The organism is Anaeromassilibacillus senegalensis, assembly GCF_001261775.1.
Classification (GTDB): domain Bacteria; phylum Bacillota; class Clostridia; order Oscillospirales; family Acutalibacteraceae; genus Anaeromassilibacillus; species Anaeromassilibacillus senegalensis.
This window is the reverse complement of sequence record NZ_LN868535.1, coordinates 69,540-85,665: the sequence shown is the minus strand read 5'-3', so window position 1 is coordinate 85,665 and position 16,126 is coordinate 69,540. Positions and strand designations below refer to the sequence as shown.

Here is a 16,126-nt window from a genome sequence, read left to right as displayed (position 1 = left end):
TTTTGAGGTCCGACAGGGGCGTTCCGGTTTTATAGCAATAAAAAACAAAAACATAAACAACATCAAAGGCCAAGGGAGGTACAATCATGTATGAGTTGGTTCAGGCTGGCCCGTCCAGCTATTATATCAATTGTCCGGCGAAGATGGGTCTTTTCGTAAAGGAAAACGGCGAGGCCTATTTGATCGACAGCGGCAACGACAAAGAAGCCGGGAAAAAGGTGCTGAAGCACCTGGCCCAGAAAGGCTGGACGCTCAAGGCCATTGTCAATACGCACTCCAACGCCGACCACATCGGCGGAAACCGCTATTTGCAGCAGCAGACCGGCTGCCCAATCTTTGCGAATGGAATGGAAATCGCCTTTACGCAGTATCCCATTTTGGAATCCTCCTTTTTGTACGGCGGTTATCCCTGCAAAGACCTGCGGCATAAGTTCCTGCTGGCGGCGGGAAGTGATGTTCTGCCGGTTACCGACCCGTCGTTTCCATCCGAACTGGAGATAATCCCGCTGCCGGGCCACTTCTTCGATATGATCGGGATTCGCACGCCCGACGACACCGTCTTCCTGGCCGACTGCGTCAGCAGCCGCGCCACGCTGGAAAAATACCAGGTGGCGTTTCTCTATGACGTGGAGCAGTACCTGCAAACGCTGGACCGGGTGGAATCAATGCAGGCGCGGATGTTTGTCCCCGCCCACGCGGACGCCGCGGAAGACGTGCGGGAGCTGGCGGCTTTTAATCGGGAAAAGGTGCGGGAAATCGCAGCACAGCTGGCCGCTTTTTGCAGGGAACCCCTCTGCTTTGAAGAAATTTTGCAAAAGGTTTTTACCACCTATGGACTGACCATGAATTTCGAACAGTATGTACTGGTGGGCAGCACCATCCGTTCTTATCTGTCCTGGCTTAAGGATACGGGTAAGCTTGCCGCTGTTTTTCAGGACAACCGGCTGCTCTGGATGGCGCCGGCTGTAAATCATTGATGGGGCGGTAATCAGATGGCGATTTGGAATCCGTGGCGGGGATGCCGCAAATACAGCGAGGGCTGTCAATATTGTTATATCCATAAAGGGGACCTTCGGCGGGGCGTCGATACGAGCCGGATTGTAAAGACCGAGCGTTTTGACGCCCCGGTGGCGAAGACGCAAAAGGGCGTTTATAAAATGAAACCCGGACAAATGGTCTACCTCTGCTTTTCCACGGATTTCCTCATTGAGGAAGCGGATGAGTGGCGGGAGGCTTGCTGGGCGATGATACGCGCGCGGCCGGATCTGCATTTTCTGTTCCTGACCAAACGGATCGAACGGTTTTTATCCTGCGTTCCCCCGGATTGGGGCGACGGATACGACAATGTAACCGTGGGCTGTACGGTGGAGAACCAGGCGCGCGTGGACGAACGGCTGGCGCTGTTTTCCAAACTGCCGATCAAGCATAAAAATATCATATGTCAGCCCCTGCTGGAACGGATCGACCTCTCCCCGTATCTGTCCGGCGTGGAGCTGGTGGTCGTCGGCGGGGAGTCCGACCGGAACGCCCGGCCCCTGGATTACGATTGGGTGCTGGATATCCGCCGGCAGTGCATGGCGGCGGGCGTGCATTTTTCATTCCGTCAGTGCGGCACGCATTTTATCAAGGACGGCAGAATGTACACGCTGAATGTCCGGGTTTTGGGAAGCCAGGCGAGAAAGGCCAATATTGATCTATGATTCCCATTTGTATTGGATTTAAATTTAAAAGATTGGCAGAAAAAGTGCGATTCCCCTCCTGCGCCTTGGCGTGGGAGGGGAATCGTCAACTCAGCCGATTTTTACGCATCCTGCAACGATAACGCAGACTCTTATGATGTGTAACAAAAACAGGTGCTCCCTGATAAGACGGTAAAAGCGCAAGAATGATGAAACGCGGGTTGCCGGTTGCGGCTATAATAGAAACCTGAAGGAGGAAAACAATATGCCAAATTGCAGAATTGACAGCGTCGCGGCCGCAATCGCGTATATGGAAGCGCATCTGACGGAAGATTTAACCCTGGACCAGGTGGCGGCGGCGGTTCATTATTCCAAATACTATCTGCACCGCATGTTTACCAATACCGTTGGGATGACGGTGCACGATTATCTGCAGCGGCGGCGTCTGACGGAAGCGGCAAAACTTTTGGTTTTTTCCGGCCAGTCCATTTTGGACATCGCGCTGCTTGCGGGTTACGAGAGCCAGCAGGCGTTTACGGACGTGTTTACCGCTATGTACAAGATGCCCCCCAACCAGTACCGGGAGAATGAAAAATTCTATCCGCTGCAGTTACAATTTACATTTAAGGGGAACTATCCAATGCTGAAGGACGAAGAATGCGCCCAGTGGGAGGTTGAATTTGCGACGGAAGCGGACATTCCGTGCTGGATGGAACTGGTGCGGCTTGTGGTCGACGGGTTTCCGTATTTGGAGGAGGATTCCTATGTGCAAACGCTCCGCCAGCGCATCCGCACAAGGCAGGCGTTGCTTTTAAAGGATGGGGAAACTGCCGCCGGCGTGATGCTTTTTTCCTGCGACACCGGCAGTATCGACTTTATGGGCACCCATCTGCTGTACCGGAAAAAGGGCGTGCCCAGGGCGTTTCTGGACAAAGTGATGGGAGAACTGCTCAAAGGAAAGGAAATCAGCATCACCACTTACCGGGAGGGCGACCGCGCGGACACCGGGCATCGCAGGGAGATTCAGGAACTGGGCTTTGCGGAGGCAGAACTGCTGGTGGAGTTCGGATACCCCACACAGCGTTTTGTGCTGCCGCGGGAGGATATTCATGACGAATGAAAAAGAAAGAGAAACCATTCCGTTTCCGGATGAACTTGCACATCTGACGGCACTCCGGTGTAAGTTGGACGACGCGCTGCGGGAGGCGGACGATACCGTCGAGCAGATCGACAGGGACTATATGCGTGAGAAGCGGTACATGGCGCAGTACCGCGGAGAGATCGACCCGCATGAGATGTTTCAAAATGAGCTGGCGCTGCGGCAGCTCGACCGCACCGGGGCGTTCGCCGTCAGTGTGCGAGACCAGATCGCCAAATTACAGGATTCGCCGTATTTTGCCCGTGTGGATTTTCAGCCGCATGGAAGCAAGGCGGCGTTTCCCTATTATATCGGCCGTTTTTCCTTCCGCCATCAGGACGAGCTGTTGGTTTGCGACTGGCGCGCGCCGGTTGCGGGTCTGTTTTATGACTGTGAAATCGGCCCGGCGGGATACGACGCGCCGATGGGCCGGATGGAAGGCGCGCTGACCCGCAAGCGGCAGTTTAAAATCAAAGGCGGCCGGATGGAATATGCGATTGAAACGTCCGTCAATGTTCAGGACGAGGTGTTGCAGCGGGAGCTGAGCCACACCTCGGATGAAAAAATGAAGTCCATCATTGCGACGATCCAGAAGGAGCAAAACCGGATCATCCGCAATGAAAAGGCCGGTACGCTGCTGATCCAGGGGGCGGCAGGCTCCGGTAAAACTTCCATTGCCCTGCACCGCATCGCCTATCTGCTGTACCGCTTCAAGGGACGGCTGTCCGCGCAGAATGTGACGATTATTTCTCCAAACCGGGTGTTTGGGGATTACATATCCAACGTCCTGCCGGAGTTGGGTGAGGAGCCGATTTATGAATTGGGTCTGGCGGATATCGCGGCGGTGCAGCTGGAAGGCGTGATCGCGTTTGAACCGGACAGGGACCCAATGGAAACAGAGGATGCGGCGTGGAAAGAGCGGGCGCGGTTCAAATCGACGCTGTCTTTTCTGGAGGCCCTGGACCGCTTCCTGGAAACGCTTCCCGCAACGGTCTTTGCAGCCGCGGACTGCGCGTTCGGTGAGTATTCTGTGGAAGCGGCATGGATACAAAACCGGTTTGCAGCGTATGGGCGTGTTCCGGTCAAGCGGCGGCTGGAGCTGCTCGCAAGCGACCTGCACGACCGGTTTGCATCGGAACCCTTTGCGGACGATTCGCTTCCAACCGTGAAAGCTGTTTTAAAACAGCTGCGGTCCATGCTGAAAATCAAAAACACACTTGCCCTCTACCGGGCGTTTTACCAGTGGCTCGGTGTACCGGAGCAATTCGTCCTGCCTGCAAAAAAGACGTTGGAGTGGGCGGACGTCTACCCTTTCCTCTATGTCCATGCGTCGTTTGAGGGATTGCAGGAGAGCCGGATGATCCGGCACCTGGTGGTGGATGAGATGCAGGATTACACGCCGGTGCAGTTTGCCGTGCTCAACCGGTTGTTCCCTTGCCAGAAGACGATTCTGGGGGACTTCGGGCAGTGCGTCGATCCCTGCCACGCGCACACGCTGGCGGACTTGCGCCGGATCTATCAGGATGCGGACTTTGTGGAGCTGAACAAGAGCTACCGTTCCACCTATGAGATCATCCAATTTGCAAAGCGCATTCAGCCTGCCGCGCCGGAGCCGGTTGAGCGGCACGGGGAGGAGCCGGTATTGCTACCGTGCGCCGGAACAGCGGAGGAGCTGGAGCGGATAGAATCGCTGATTGAGATGTTCCAACACAGCGGGTTTGCCTCACTCGGCATTCTTGTCAAGACAAACCGCGACGCGGAAGCGCTGTATGAAAAGCTGTCGCAGAGGAATGCGGTTCACCTGTTAACCCCGGAGAGCAGCCGTTTTATAAATGGGGTTTCCATTGCTTCCATCCGGATGGCGAAGGGGCTGGAGTTCGACGCGGTTGTGATTCCGGATGCGGACGCGGAGACCTATGCCACGGAGTACGACAGGAATCTGCTCTATGTTGCCTGCACGCGGGCGATGCACCGGCTGTCGCTGCTTTATACCGGCGAGCGGAGCCGGTTGATCGGTGAGACGACATAAAAAGAAGGCGTTGTATCAAAAAATTGGCGGAATAAAAGCATCCCCTCCCCCACGAAAGGCGGGGAAGGGGATGCTCCATTTCATCTGTTTTTTGCCAATGGCAGACAACCCTTTGCGATTTCCTCTGCCTGCTAAGATTCTTTTGATCCGGCGTCGTTTGCATGAGGAGCGGACCGTCCGGTACAGCCGTATACAATTCCAACCAGCGCGAGCAGAGCTCCAGTGACCAGCAGGATGGACTCGACGCTGATTACGTCCGCCAGCGGGCCAAACAGGAGGATCGCGGCCGGCATTGCGCTTGCCGAGATGATCTGGACGATGGAAAAGACCCGGCCCAGCACCTCGGGCTCTGTGATTTCCTGAATGTACACGGTCTGTGTGGTGGAAATGACCGGCATGAAGAAGCCGGAAATGCACATAAAGGCGAGGAAGGCAAAGAAGTTCCACGAGACGCCCAGCAATGCGAAACAGACGCCAAAGCCCACCAGGCAGATCGCGGCGGTGCGCACCTTATTCCGGAAGGTTTTGCGCAGGGAGACGAATACGCCGCCGATCAGGGAACCCACGGTCCAGACGATTTCATTTGCGGTCAACCGCCAAACCTCGCTGCCGAAGGTGCGTTCCACCATCAGCGGGGAAAGCACGGCGGCCGGGGTCAGCAGGAAAAAGGAGAACACATAGCAGATCACAATGCGCTGGAGCTGCGGGTGAGAGAACACATAGGACAGGCCCTGCCGGATATCGGCCGCCATGGAGAGGGGTTCTTCCCTGCGCTTCTGCCGTTCAACCCGGATGGTGCCCATGATGGCGATGGCGACAGCGGCGGTGCCCACGTCGATAAAAAACGTCCACACGATCCCCATGGTGCCGAGCACCGCCCCGCCGATGGCGGGCGACAGCAGCAACAGCACGGAGGCGAGCGTCTGGTCGACGCCCTGTACGCGGGTCAGATGCTCCGCCGGGACCAGCTGCGGATAAATCGCCCCCACGGCGGGGGCCTGTACACCGGCGCCCGCGGAGCGAACCGCCAGAATTACCAGCAGCAGCCACATCGGCTGGAAGCCCGTCAGGAAGGCGGCGGCAAGAAGCAGTGTTGCCAATGCAATGAATCCGTCCGCCAGCATAATCAGATGCTTGCGGTTGTAGCGGTCTGCCCAGACGCCGCCGAACAGCGAGATCAGCACCTGCGGCAGGGTGGAGCAGATGGTGGCCAGCATCATCCAGGTGCCGGAAGAGGTTTCTAATGTGATGTGCCAGATGAGCGCGTAGCCGACCACGGAGGAGCCGAACAGCGATACGTTCTGGCTGATGAGAAACAGCGCGATCTGTTTTTTCCAATTTGGGTCGGCGGATGGTTTTGTTCGATTCATAAAGCTTCCTTTCTTTTCATCAGGAAGGACACAAAAAAGCAGCAGGGTGCAAACCCTGCTGCTTTGCGGTTTTCGTCGCAAAAGCGGGGTGCAAGGCGTGTCTCTTCCCAGGCGATATGGTGCTGTAAACTGCGTCAAAGGGCGCGGCGTTCCAGATTACAACGGCCATTCCTGTGTGATACATCCTTCGCACCTCCTTTCAATGTCTTTTATCATACCGGAAGACAGCAAAAAACACAATACCGGGAATTTGCTCAAAGATCGTTTTCCGGATGCGGCTGGTTTTCCCAATCCGCAAGCAGCGGCGCGTATTCCGCCCAGCGTTCCCGGCGGATCGGCATGCAGGGATGCTTTATGTCATCAAACAGCAGCACCAGGGCCGGTGCGATGGCATTGTGGCGCTTTGTATAATAATACCGCAGGAGCTTCCCCTCGCGGATCAGCCGCTGTGCGGTGGCGTGGTAGTTGTAATAGGGCATATGATTTTGTCCTTTCCATAGCGGGTTTGCCCGGAAATAGCGGACAGGGGCCCTGTTTATTGCATAGTATACAAGTAATATACAGAAATATCATGCGGGAAGGTGGCTTTATGCAAGTATATCCCTTTCAAAAAGAAAAACTCCCCTGCCGAATGACGGCTATGCAGCCCTGTTTCGATGAAGAAAATATCGCCCTGCACTATGATCAGGTGTACGGCGAGTCGGTGGAACGGTTAAACCGGCTGCTGAATCAGTATCCGCAATTGCAGGGCTGGAGTCTGGAGCGGCTGATTTCCAACAAGCTTCCGGGCGTGCCCGCCTGGAAAGAAGCGGAGCTGCAAAACGCCGCAGGGGCGGTTTATAACCACAATTTGTATTTTCACTGCCTTTGCGGCACGCCGGGGCAGGAGCCTCACGGGAACCTGAAGCAGGTGCTGGTCGACCGCTACGGCAGTGTGGAGGAGTTCAAAAAGATTTTTGTGGAAGCCAGCCAGAGCCTGTTCAATTGCGGCTGGGTGTGGCTGAATTCCGAGCGCAACGGCAACGTGCATATCGCCGTGACCAACTGCAACAAGACGCCTTCGCTGACGTCTCTGACCCCGGTCCTCTGTCTGGATATGTGGGAGCACGCCTATTATATCCAATATATCATCAACTCGCCGTCCTATGTGCGCAATTGGCTGGACACAGTCGACTGGGACGAGGCGAACCGGCGCTTTACCATGTCGCTGAGCAATTAACCGGTGTGGACGCGGCTGCAAACAAAAGAGGGAAAACGGAGCGACTGCCGTTTTCCCTCTTTTTGTTAAACGTCGTTTGTCATGCGGTGGGAAGAAGGGCCTGCATGTTCCTCCGCTCTGCATGCGGCGCAGTATTTTGCACAGATTTCGGGTTCTCCTAAAATTTGGCGGGTGAGGGCGTCCAGCGCACAGCATCCGTCTTTCCAATACAGGCAAAAACGGTTTTTACATTTATCCGCCATATTCCGATCCCTCCACACTGCATATTTTAACGGTATATCGTTAATGATAGCGGAAAGAGCACGTATTTGTCAACGATATATCGGTTAATATGCCGTTGGTGCATGATACTGTTTTGTTAACGATATATAGGTAACGGGAGGGATAAGCGTGACCTATGCGGAAGTCATTCAAAATCGGATTTTGTTCCTGTGTGAAAAACGCAAAATCTCCATCAACAAGCTGGCGTCGATGTCAGGCCTGACCCAGTCCACGCTGGACAGCGTCGTCCGGGGCGTCACCAAAAACCCGACCCTTCGAACCCTGCATAAAGTCGCGACGGGCTTCAGCATGACGGTCTCTGAATTCCTGGATTTCCCGGAAATGAACGAGGAGCTGTTCGAGGACAGCGGCGAGTGATTCCTTAAATTCCCTGCGGAGAAAAGCAATATGATACAAGACGGAACGTCCGGTTTGTGGTAAACTGGAATCCGCAGGGAAGGGGAATGCCATATGAACACCGAAAACCGCCTCATCTGCTTTGACAACACATTGCAGATCGAGGCGTATTTTTTGCAGGGAATCATACAAAAGTTTCCGCTGCATTTTCATGAGGAATATGTGATTGGATTTATTGAGAACGGGCGGCGGCATCTGGTCTGCAAGGGTGAGGCGTACGACGTTCAGCCGGGAGACCTGCTGATTTTCAATCCGCATGACACGCACGCCTGCGGCCCGGTCGACGAGGAACCGCTGGACTGGCGCTGCCTGAACATCCGCACGGAGGTGATGCGGCGCGCGGTGCGGGAGGTGACCGGCGCGGACGCGCTGCCGGTTTTCCGGCAGAACGTGCTGCTGCAATGCGACCTGGCCCCGCTTTTGCGTGAGCTGCACGGGATGGTCGCCGGTGGGGAGACCGATTTCCAAAAGGAGGAAACTTTTTTCCTGCTGATGGAACAGCTGATCGGACGGTATGCGGAGCTGCGATTCAGCGCCGCGCCCGCGTCGGGCCGGGAGGAAGTGGAAGCGGCGTGCGCTTATTTGGAGCAGCACTACGCGGAGGCCATTACACTCGACGAGCTGAGCCGCGTGGCGGGCCTGAGCAAATATCATCTGCTGCGCGTCTTTACCCGGCAAAAGGGCATTTCGCCCTACCGCTACCTGGAGACGGTCCGGATCGATCAGGCAAAAAAACTGCTTGAGCAGGGCGTTCCCCCCGCGGAAGCGGCGGCGCGGACCGGCTTTTCCGACCAGAGCCATTTTACCAACTTTTTTAAAACGCTGATCGGCCTGACGCCGCGGCAGTACGGCGCAATATTTACCGGCGACCCGCCGGGAACGGAGGAAACAGGCATATGAAAAACAACCCGACCGCCGTTGGGCATCTGCTGGCGGCGCTGACCATCCTGGTGTGGGGCACCACGTTTATTTCCACCAAGGTACTGTTGCAGGATTTTGCGCCGCTGGAAATTTTAGTCTTCCGCTTCCTTCTGGGCTTTGTTGCGCTGTTGGCTGCATACCCGCACCGCCTCAAAATTACCGACCGCCGGCAGGAAAAGTATTTTATCGGTGCGGGCCTCTGCGGTGTGACGCTGTATTTCCTGCTGGAAAATATCGCGCTGACCTATTCGCTTGCGTCCAACGTGGGAATTATTATTTCCGTTGCGCCGTTCTTTACGGCGATGTTCGCCAACCGCTTTTTGGATGGGGAAACGCTGCGCCCACGCTTCTTCATCGGATTTGCGTCGGCCATCGCGGGCATTGCGCTGATCAGCTTCAACGGCAGTGAGGCGCTGCAGCTGAACCCGGTGGGCGATTTACTGGCGCTGCTGGCCGCCGCCGTATGGGCGGTGTACTCCGTGCTGACCAAGAAGATCAGTTCGTTCCAATACCCGACGGTGCAGACGACGCGCCGCTGTTTCTTTTATGGTCTGCTGTTTATGATCCCGGCGCTGTTCCTGCTGGACTTCAGCCCCGCTTGGGAGAAGCTGGCGCAGCCCGTGAATCTGCTGAACTTTTTATACCTGGGCTTGTGTGCCTCCGCGCTCTGCTTTGTCACCTGGAACTCCGCTGTCAAGGTGCTGGGCGCGGTCAAGACCAGCGTGTATATCTACATGACGCCGGTGGTCACCGTGGCGATGTCGGCGGTGATTCTGCACGAACCGGTTACCTGGCTGATCTTGCTGGGCATGGCGCTGACGCTGGCGGGGCTGTTCCTTTCGGAAAGCCGGGAGAAAAAGAAAGATCGAGGAGGAAAAACGCATGAATGTGCAAAACCTGAAGTGTGTGATGGTCATTGATGCGGCGCTTCCGCTGGGCGTCATCGCAAATACGGCGGGCATCCTGGGAATCACGTTGGGCAAACATGCGCCGGAGCGCGTCAACGTCGACGTACAGGACGCGTCCGGGAAGACGCATCTGGGGATCATCGACATCCCCGTGCCGGTGCTCAAAGGGGACGCCGCCCTGCTGAAAAACCTGCGCGAACGATTGTATGAACCGGAATACGCCGATCTGCTGGTCGTCGATTTTTCCGATACAGCGCAGAGCTGCCAGAAATACGAGGATTATATTGAAAAGGCCGCCATTGTCGAAGAGCGCGACCTGCAATATTTTGGCATCGCGATCTGCGGGGAAAAGAAAAAGGTCAGCCGGCTGACGGGAAACCTGCCCCTTTTGCGCTGAATCCTGTATAGAATCCGGCGAAGCGGAGAAAAATATTGGCAAAGAATCAAAAGGGGGATTTGCCAATGTTTAAACATGAAAAAACGTACCTCAACCCGGTCCATGTGGACCGTCCCAACCCGAATTACGCGGCCCTGATGCAGGAGCAGCTCGGCGGCCCGCAGGGCGAGCTGAAAAGCGCGCTGCAATATCTGGCGCAGAGTATGCGCATCAAGGACCCGGAGATCAAGGACCTGTTCCTGGACATCGCGGCGGAGGAGCTCTGTCATCTGGAAATGGTGAGCGCAACGGTCAATATGCTCAACGGCCACGAGCTGGATGCGGCGCATGCAACGGTGGGCAATGTGGAGGCGCATGTGCTCTCCGGCCTGACGCCGATGCTGACCAACGCCAGCGGATACCTCTGGACCGCGGCATATGTCAACGAGACCGGCGACGCGGCGGCGGACATCCTTTCTGACATCGCGGCGGAGCAGCGCGCCAAGGTGGTTTATCAGAACCTGTACCGGCAGATCGACGACAAGGGCGTGCGGGAGACGATCGACTTTTTGCTCAACCGCGAGGAGGCCCACAATACGATGTTCCGCGAGGCGTTCAACCGCATTCAGGATTCCGGCTCCCAGAAGGACTGGGGCACCACGAGAAACGCACGCATCTATTTTGACCTCTCCAGCCCCGGCGGGCAGAGCTTTGATCCCGCAAAGGACAAGCCCACGGAATTTAAAATCTGAATCACTGCGGCGGGTTTACAGCCCGCCGTTTTTCTTGTTTTCCGGACGGGATGCGGAAAAGATTTGGCGCATCCGCCGTTGCCGGTCCGCGTCCTTTGTGCTATACTGAACCGGTTATTAAAGCGGTGGGTGTCCCGCCGCTTTCATTTTTGCCCCGGACGGGGCGCGAAAGGGATGTTGCAAAGTGGCGGTCCTCAGCCAAGTTGCGGTGATGATGATCTTGATTCTGGCGGGCATGCTGTGCTACCGGCTGCGTTTGCTGCCAAAGGAAGTCAACAAGAGCCTGTCCAATCTGGTGCTGCTGGTAGCCAGTCCGGCGGTCATCCTGGCTTCCTACCAGAAGCCGTTCGACGCGGACCTGCTGGCCGGTTTGGGCTGGTCCTTCCTGCTGGCGGCAATCTGCTTTGCCGCGGCGATTCTGCTGCCGGTTCTGCTGCTGCGCGGCGGGCGGAGCAAAGAAGCTCTGGCGGTGGAGCGGTTTTCCGCCACCTATTCCAACTGTGCGTTTATGGGGGTGCCGCTGATTCAGGGGGTCTATGGGCAGGAAGGCGTGTTCTACCTGACCGCTTTTTTGACATGCTTCAACCTGCTGGTCTGGACGCATGGCGTTATGGTGATGAAGGGGGAGATGACGCGCAGCTCCGCCCTGAAGGCCCTGCGGTCCCCCGCGATTCTCGCAACGGTGCTGGGCTTTGTGCTGTTCCTGTGCAACGTGACCATCCCGGCGGTGCCGATGCAGGCGCTGACGGCGGTGGCGAACCTGAACACACCGCTCGCCATGTTTGTAGCGGGCTCGACGATCGCGCAGACCAACCTGTTTGCGGCGCTGAAAAAGCCCAGAATCTATTACCTTTGCTTTTTAAAACTGCTGGTGATCCCCGGCGTGTGCATGGCGGTCCTGCGATTGCTGCCGGTGGACGGCGTGGTGGCGGGCGTCAATCTGCTGGCGGTGGCCTGCCCCACGGCGGCGACCGGGACGCTGTTCGCCATTGAGTATGGCAAGGATTCCGGGTATGCGTCTGAAATCTTTGCGATGACCACCCTCTTTTCGCTCGCAACCCTGCCGTTGGTCATGGCGGTCTGGGCCATATAGGAAGAAAATTTGTGCCATGAATTTCTTTTCTTTTTCATAAAAATGCGTTATACTGGCGGTGCCTGCTGAAAGGAGGCCTTCTCAATTGGGACAAGAGTATTATCAGTCGGAGCTGCAAAAGAGCATAGAAGCCTGCGGTGCGTTGCAAAAAAAATACAACCGCATTTCTCTGCTGCGGCTGTTCGTCTTTTTATTTGCTGTCGTATCGTTCGCGGCGGGCGTCTGGATGCAGAACGTGTTTGGATACGTGGCGGGGGCGCTGGGATTCCTGGCGTTTCTGCTCCTGCTGCGCGTACACGACCGGGTGGCGCGGGAGCAGCGCCGGGAACAGGCGCGTCGGGAGACATTGGAGCGGTATACCGGCCGTTTCGATGAGCGGTGGAAGACCTTTCCCGACGACGGTGCGCCGTATCTGACGGAGGATTTTCCGCAGGGACGGGACTTGGACCTGTTTGGGAAAGCTTCGCTGTATCAGTTGATCTGTACCGCACATACGAAGATGGGCCGGGACCGGCTGGCGAACAGTCTGCAAAACGTCGCGCCGGACCGCGCGGAAATTCAGCGGCGGCAGGGAGCCGTGCGGGAGCTGGCGGAGAAGCCCGCGTTCGCTGTCGAACTGGAATGTCTGACTGGCCAGGTGTCTCCGGGATTAGACAGCGGCGAGACGTTGGAACGCTTTGCGGAGACGCGTAAAATGCCGAAAGGCCCGGCGTTTTTGAAAGTCCTTGCGTGGGGCCTGCCGTTCCTGACGCTGTTCTTCCTGCTCTCCGCCTTGCTGGGCATCCAGACACGCTGGAGCATGGTGGGTTTTGACGTGCTGCTGATCGTGCAGATCCTGTTCGCTCTGCTGGGATACCGGCGGAACCAAGCGGTCCTGCGCCCGGTTTTTGCGTTCCAGGCCAGTGTGGAGCCATACCGTGCGGTTTTCGCGCTGCTGGAACGGGAGACGTTTACAAGCGCATACGGCAAAGAGCTGAAAGAAAAGCTGACGCGAAACGGCGGCGCGGTGCAGGCGCTTCAGGAATTGGAATCCATCGCCGGGGCGGTCAAGCTCCGGTTTAACGGCCTGGGTTATATCCTCTGCAACAGCCTGCTGATGTGGGACTATCATTGTGTCGACCGCTTTCAGGCGTGGAACGCAACGCACGGCGCCGCAATGGGCGAATGGCTGGAGACGGTCGGGGAGATTGAGGCGCTGGCCAGTTTGTCGGTACTGTGCAACGTTCGGGAGAAGACCGCTTTCCCGGAAATCAGCGGCGCGGCGCCATCCCTCTTCTTTGAAGACCTGCGGCACCCGCTGATCCCGGGGAAAAAAGCGGTGGGGAATGGCTTTTCCCTGCGTGCCGCCACCTGTGTGGTGACCGGCTCGAATATGTCCGGAAAAACGACGTTCCTGCGCAGCATCGGCGTGAATTTGCTGTTGGCCTACGCGGGCGGCCCGGTGTTGGCAAAGCGGTTCCAGGCCTCGGAGCTGGCGCTGCTGACCTCCATGCGCATTGAAGACAGCGTCAGTGAGGGCATCTCGACCTTCTATGCGGAGCTACTGCGCATCAAGCGGATCGTGGCGTTCAGCCGGACCGGCAAGCCGATGCTCGCGCTGATCGACGAGATTTTCAAGGGGACGAATTCCCGCGACCGCATCCTCGGCGCGACGGAGACCATCCGGCAGTTGTCGGTCCCGCACGCGCTGACCATTGTGACGACGCACGATTTTGAACTGTGCGAGCTGGAAAACGACCAAACCATCCATGCGGTCAATTGTCATTTTTCTGAACACTATGTGGGCGACGAAATTCGGTTCGATTATAAAATCCGGCCGGGGCGCTGTAAAACGACGAACGCGCAGCACCTTCTGCGCATGGTGGGGATTCTCACATAAAAAGGGCTTGTATCGCAATCATGGTCTGTATAAAATTCTGGCAGAACAAAGCGAAGGGCGCATTGCAAAACAGCCCTTGTTCTGATTGTAGCATAGGGCAAAATGTGTTTTTCCACTTTTTTGAAAAGTGGCGGGATCAAAGGGCAGAGCCCTTTGCCGCTCCTCGCAAGGAGCGGGACGTACAACGTCTTTCGCGGACCTCCGGTCGGGACGCGCCTACGGCGAGGAACATTTTCACCTTGTGGCAATTGTCAACATATGTCTTACTACGTCTCTAAAAAGCGGCGATAGTCATTTTAGAGTGTCGAGCGAGGCTTTAGCCTCAAGCGAGCGTCCTGACCGGAGGTCTTTTTCCTGAGAAGAGCGAGTGGGAACGAGTGATATGGTTCTTTATAAACTTTTTAAGTTGCCGCGTGAATTTTTAGGGCCGTTGCAGAATAAAGCTGCAACGGCCCTTCGTCGGTTCAGCCGGTTTTTATGCGGTCCGGTCTGATGTGCTTATATGATTGCTTTATAGTCAAAAATTCTTCTGGAAAGATGCGTAAACCTGTGATAAAATAGAACTAACGTTTGGCAAGGGCGGGGTCCAACGCATACCTCTTTTCCATGCGGCGGATCACGATGCAGTATGTGACGATCAGTGGGATCGTTGCGCCCAGCCAGGCGATGGGATCCGCCAGGCAGACGCCCACATAGCCGAGCGGCGCGGCAAGCCCGAAAGCCGCGGCGGTGCGCATGATAAATTCGATCACGCCCGCCATGGTCGGCATGAAGGCCAGCCCCATTCCCTGCAGGGTGTTGCGGTAGATGAAGAGCAGGGACAGGACAATGAAGAAAACAGCGGAAATGAGCAGGTAGATGCGCGCGTTTTGCAGCACTTCTTCCGAGGGATTGGTAATGAACAATCGCACGAAGAGGTCGCCGCAGAAGATCATCAGCAGGCCGCCGCCCAGACAGAACAGGAAGGAAACCAGCGTGCACTTGCGCACGCCTTCGCGGATGCGGTCGATGCGGCCCGCGCCCAAATTTTGCGCGGCATAGGTGGCCATTGTGATGCCGAAGGTGTTCATCGGCTGCATGGCAAGCTGCTGGACCTTGGAACCGGCGGTATATGCCGCAATGGTGGCGGAGCCAAAGCCATTCAGCGCGCTCTGCAGCACCATGACGCCGGTGGCGGTGATGGCAAACTGCAATGCCATCGGCAGGCCGACCCGCAGGTGGAGCAGAGCGGAAAAGCCGTCCAGCTTCCAATCGGATTTTTTCATCCGCAGGATCGGAAACTTTTTCGCCGTGTAGATTACGCAGAGCAGCGCCGCCACCAGCTGTGCGATGACCGTGGCGACGCCCGCACCCGCCACGCCCATTTTAAAATTCAAAATGCAGACGAAATCTAAAATGATGTTGAGCACACAGGCGATAATCAGGAAATACAGCGGCGTCTTGGAGTCGCCCAGCGCCCGCAGGATGCTGGAAATCATATTGTAGAAAATAGAAGCGCCTGTGCCCGCATAGATGATGATGATATACGCGTAGGCATCCTGGATGATGTTGTCCGGCGTATGCATCAGTTGCAGCATCGGCATGGCGGCGAACATGCTCAGGACGGTGAGCGCCGCCGTGATGATCAGACAGAGCCAGGTGGAAACGGCGACGGAATGCCGCACGCCGTCCGGGTCGTTCGCGCCGAACCGCTGGGCGGTGATGACCGCGAAGCCGCCTGTTACACCGGTGATGAAGCCCAGGATCAGAAAGGACATGCCGCCTGTCGCGCCGACCGCAGCCAGTGCGTCCGTGCCGATGGTCCGCCCGACAATGATGGTATCCGCCATGCTGTAGAACTGCTGAAAAACGTTGCCGATCAGCAGCGGGATGGAAAAGGTAAGGATCAGCCGGATGGGGCTGCCTGTGGTCATATCTCTGGTCAAATTGGTTCCTCCTGCCGGCGGGTCATCCGCTCGAAAACCCGCGAAAAATGCAGTTCCAAGGATAGCATTTTTGCAAAAGCGGCGCAAGAGAATTGCACCAATTGACCCTGTAGAAAGTTTGGAGAACATGGAAAATAATATTGTAACAATTCACGGGAT

At 56.4% G+C, this 16,126-nt stretch carries 16 protein-coding genes; 12 read left to right on the top strand and 4 right to left on the bottom strand.

Annotation, left to right across the window (positions count from 1 at the left end; translation table 11 throughout):
• Positions 1–86 precede the first annotated feature (86 nt).
• From BN2106_RS00705 to BN2106_RS00690, 4 genes are all read left to right on the top strand, one after another.
• The gene (locus BN2106_RS00705) at positions 87–977 is read left to right on the top strand and encodes an MBL fold metallo-hydrolase (protein ID WP_050696660.1); all 891 of its coding nucleotides are present in this window, start codon (positions 87–89) and stop codon (positions 975–977) included.
• Positions 978–992: 15 nt separating this feature from the next.
• A complete protein-coding gene (locus BN2106_RS00700) occupies positions 993–1,700 on the top strand; it encodes a DUF5131 family protein (RefSeq protein ID WP_050696659.1) in 708 nt (235 codons plus the stop codon).
• A gap of 244 nt (positions 1,701–1,944) precedes the next feature.
• Positions 1,945–2,799, top strand: coding sequence for a helix-turn-helix transcriptional regulator (locus BN2106_RS00695; RefSeq protein WP_050696658.1), 855 nt, complete (start codon positions 1,945–1,947; stop codon positions 2,797–2,799).
• On the top strand, positions 2,789–4,846 hold the full coding sequence (locus tag BN2106_RS00690) for a HelD family protein (RefSeq protein WP_050696657.1): 2,058 nt from the start codon (positions 2,789–2,791) through the stop codon (positions 4,844–4,846). Before BN2106_RS00695 ends, BN2106_RS00690 begins: the two co-directional genes overlap by 11 nt.
• A gap of 131 nt (positions 4,847–4,977) precedes the next feature.
• Here the strand turns inward: BN2106_RS00690 and BN2106_RS00685 are convergent, their stop codons facing one another.
• Both BN2106_RS00685 and BN2106_RS00680 read right to left on the bottom strand, forming a co-directional pair.
• Positions 4,978–6,216 (bottom strand): MFS transporter, encoded by a 1,239-nt coding sequence (locus BN2106_RS00685; RefSeq protein ID WP_050696656.1) that lies wholly within the window; start codon positions 6,214–6,216, stop codon positions 4,978–4,980.
• A gap of 254 nt (positions 6,217–6,470) precedes the next feature.
• On the bottom strand, positions 6,471–6,695 hold the full coding sequence (locus BN2106_RS00680; protein ID WP_050696655.1) for a hypothetical protein: 225 nt from the start codon (positions 6,693–6,695) through the stop codon (positions 6,471–6,473).
• Between the two features lie 110 nt (positions 6,696–6,805).
• Here BN2106_RS00680 and BN2106_RS00675 point away from each other — a divergent pair, with 110 nt between their 5' ends.
• Positions 6,806–7,435 carry a superoxide dismutase gene (locus BN2106_RS00675; RefSeq protein WP_050696654.1) on the top strand — a complete coding sequence of 210 codons (630 nt, stop codon included), beginning with the start codon at positions 6,806–6,808 and terminating at the stop codon, positions 7,433–7,435.
• Positions 7,436–7,500: 65 nt separating this feature from the next.
• On the opposite strand, the gene BN2106_RS15920 is transcribed toward BN2106_RS00675, so the two are convergent.
• Positions 7,501–7,677: a hypothetical protein gene (locus tag BN2106_RS15920; protein ID WP_154666372.1), complete on the bottom strand. Its 177-nt coding sequence runs from the start codon at positions 7,675–7,677 to the stop codon at positions 7,501–7,503.
• Between the two features lie 148 nt (positions 7,678–7,825).
• Between BN2106_RS15920 and BN2106_RS00670 the strand changes: the two genes are divergently transcribed.
• The 7 genes from BN2106_RS00670 to BN2106_RS00640 all read left to right on the top strand — a co-directional run bounded on the left by BN2106_RS00670 (position 7,826) and on the right by BN2106_RS00640 (position 14,042).
• Positions 7,826–8,074 carry a helix-turn-helix domain-containing protein gene (locus BN2106_RS00670; protein WP_050696653.1) on the top strand — a complete coding sequence of 83 codons (249 nt, stop codon included), beginning with the start codon at positions 7,826–7,828 and terminating at the stop codon, positions 8,072–8,074.
• Between the two features lie 93 nt (positions 8,075–8,167).
• Positions 8,168–9,013, top strand: a complete 846-nt coding sequence (locus tag BN2106_RS00665; RefSeq protein ID WP_050696652.1) for a helix-turn-helix domain-containing protein — start codon at positions 8,168–8,170, stop codon at positions 9,011–9,013.
• The gene (locus BN2106_RS00660; protein WP_050696651.1) at positions 9,010–9,954 is read left to right on the top strand and encodes a DMT family transporter; all 945 of its coding nucleotides are present in this window, start codon (positions 9,010–9,012) and stop codon (positions 9,952–9,954) included. The genes BN2106_RS00665 and BN2106_RS00660 overlap by 4 nt, the downstream gene beginning before the upstream one ends.
• Positions 9,917–10,339 (top strand): DUF2000 domain-containing protein, encoded by a 423-nt coding sequence (locus BN2106_RS00655; RefSeq protein ID WP_050696650.1) that lies wholly within the window; start codon positions 9,917–9,919, stop codon positions 10,337–10,339. Before BN2106_RS00660 ends, BN2106_RS00655 begins: the two co-directional genes overlap by 38 nt.
• A gap of 65 nt (positions 10,340–10,404) precedes the next feature.
• Positions 10,405–11,070 carry a manganese catalase family protein gene (locus BN2106_RS00650; RefSeq protein ID WP_050696649.1) on the top strand — a complete coding sequence of 222 codons (666 nt, stop codon included), beginning with the start codon at positions 10,405–10,407 and terminating at the stop codon, positions 11,068–11,070.
• A 184-nt stretch (positions 11,071–11,254) separates the two neighbouring features.
• Positions 11,255–12,163 carry an AEC family transporter gene (locus tag BN2106_RS00645; protein WP_242846218.1) on the top strand — a complete coding sequence of 303 codons (909 nt, stop codon included), beginning with the start codon at positions 11,255–11,257 and terminating at the stop codon, positions 12,161–12,163.
• A gap of 85 nt (positions 12,164–12,248) precedes the next feature.
• On the top strand, positions 12,249–14,042 hold the full coding sequence (locus BN2106_RS00640; RefSeq protein WP_050696648.1) for a MutS-related protein: 1,794 nt from the start codon (positions 12,249–12,251) through the stop codon (positions 14,040–14,042).
• 563 nt (positions 14,043–14,605) lie between these two features.
• Here BN2106_RS00640 and BN2106_RS00635 read toward each other — a convergent pair.
• The gene (locus tag BN2106_RS00635) at positions 14,606–15,967 is read right to left on the bottom strand and encodes an MATE family efflux transporter (RefSeq protein ID WP_050696647.1); all 1,362 of its coding nucleotides are present in this window, start codon (positions 15,965–15,967) and stop codon (positions 14,606–14,608) included.
• Between the last annotated feature and the right edge of the window lie 159 nt (positions 15,968–16,126).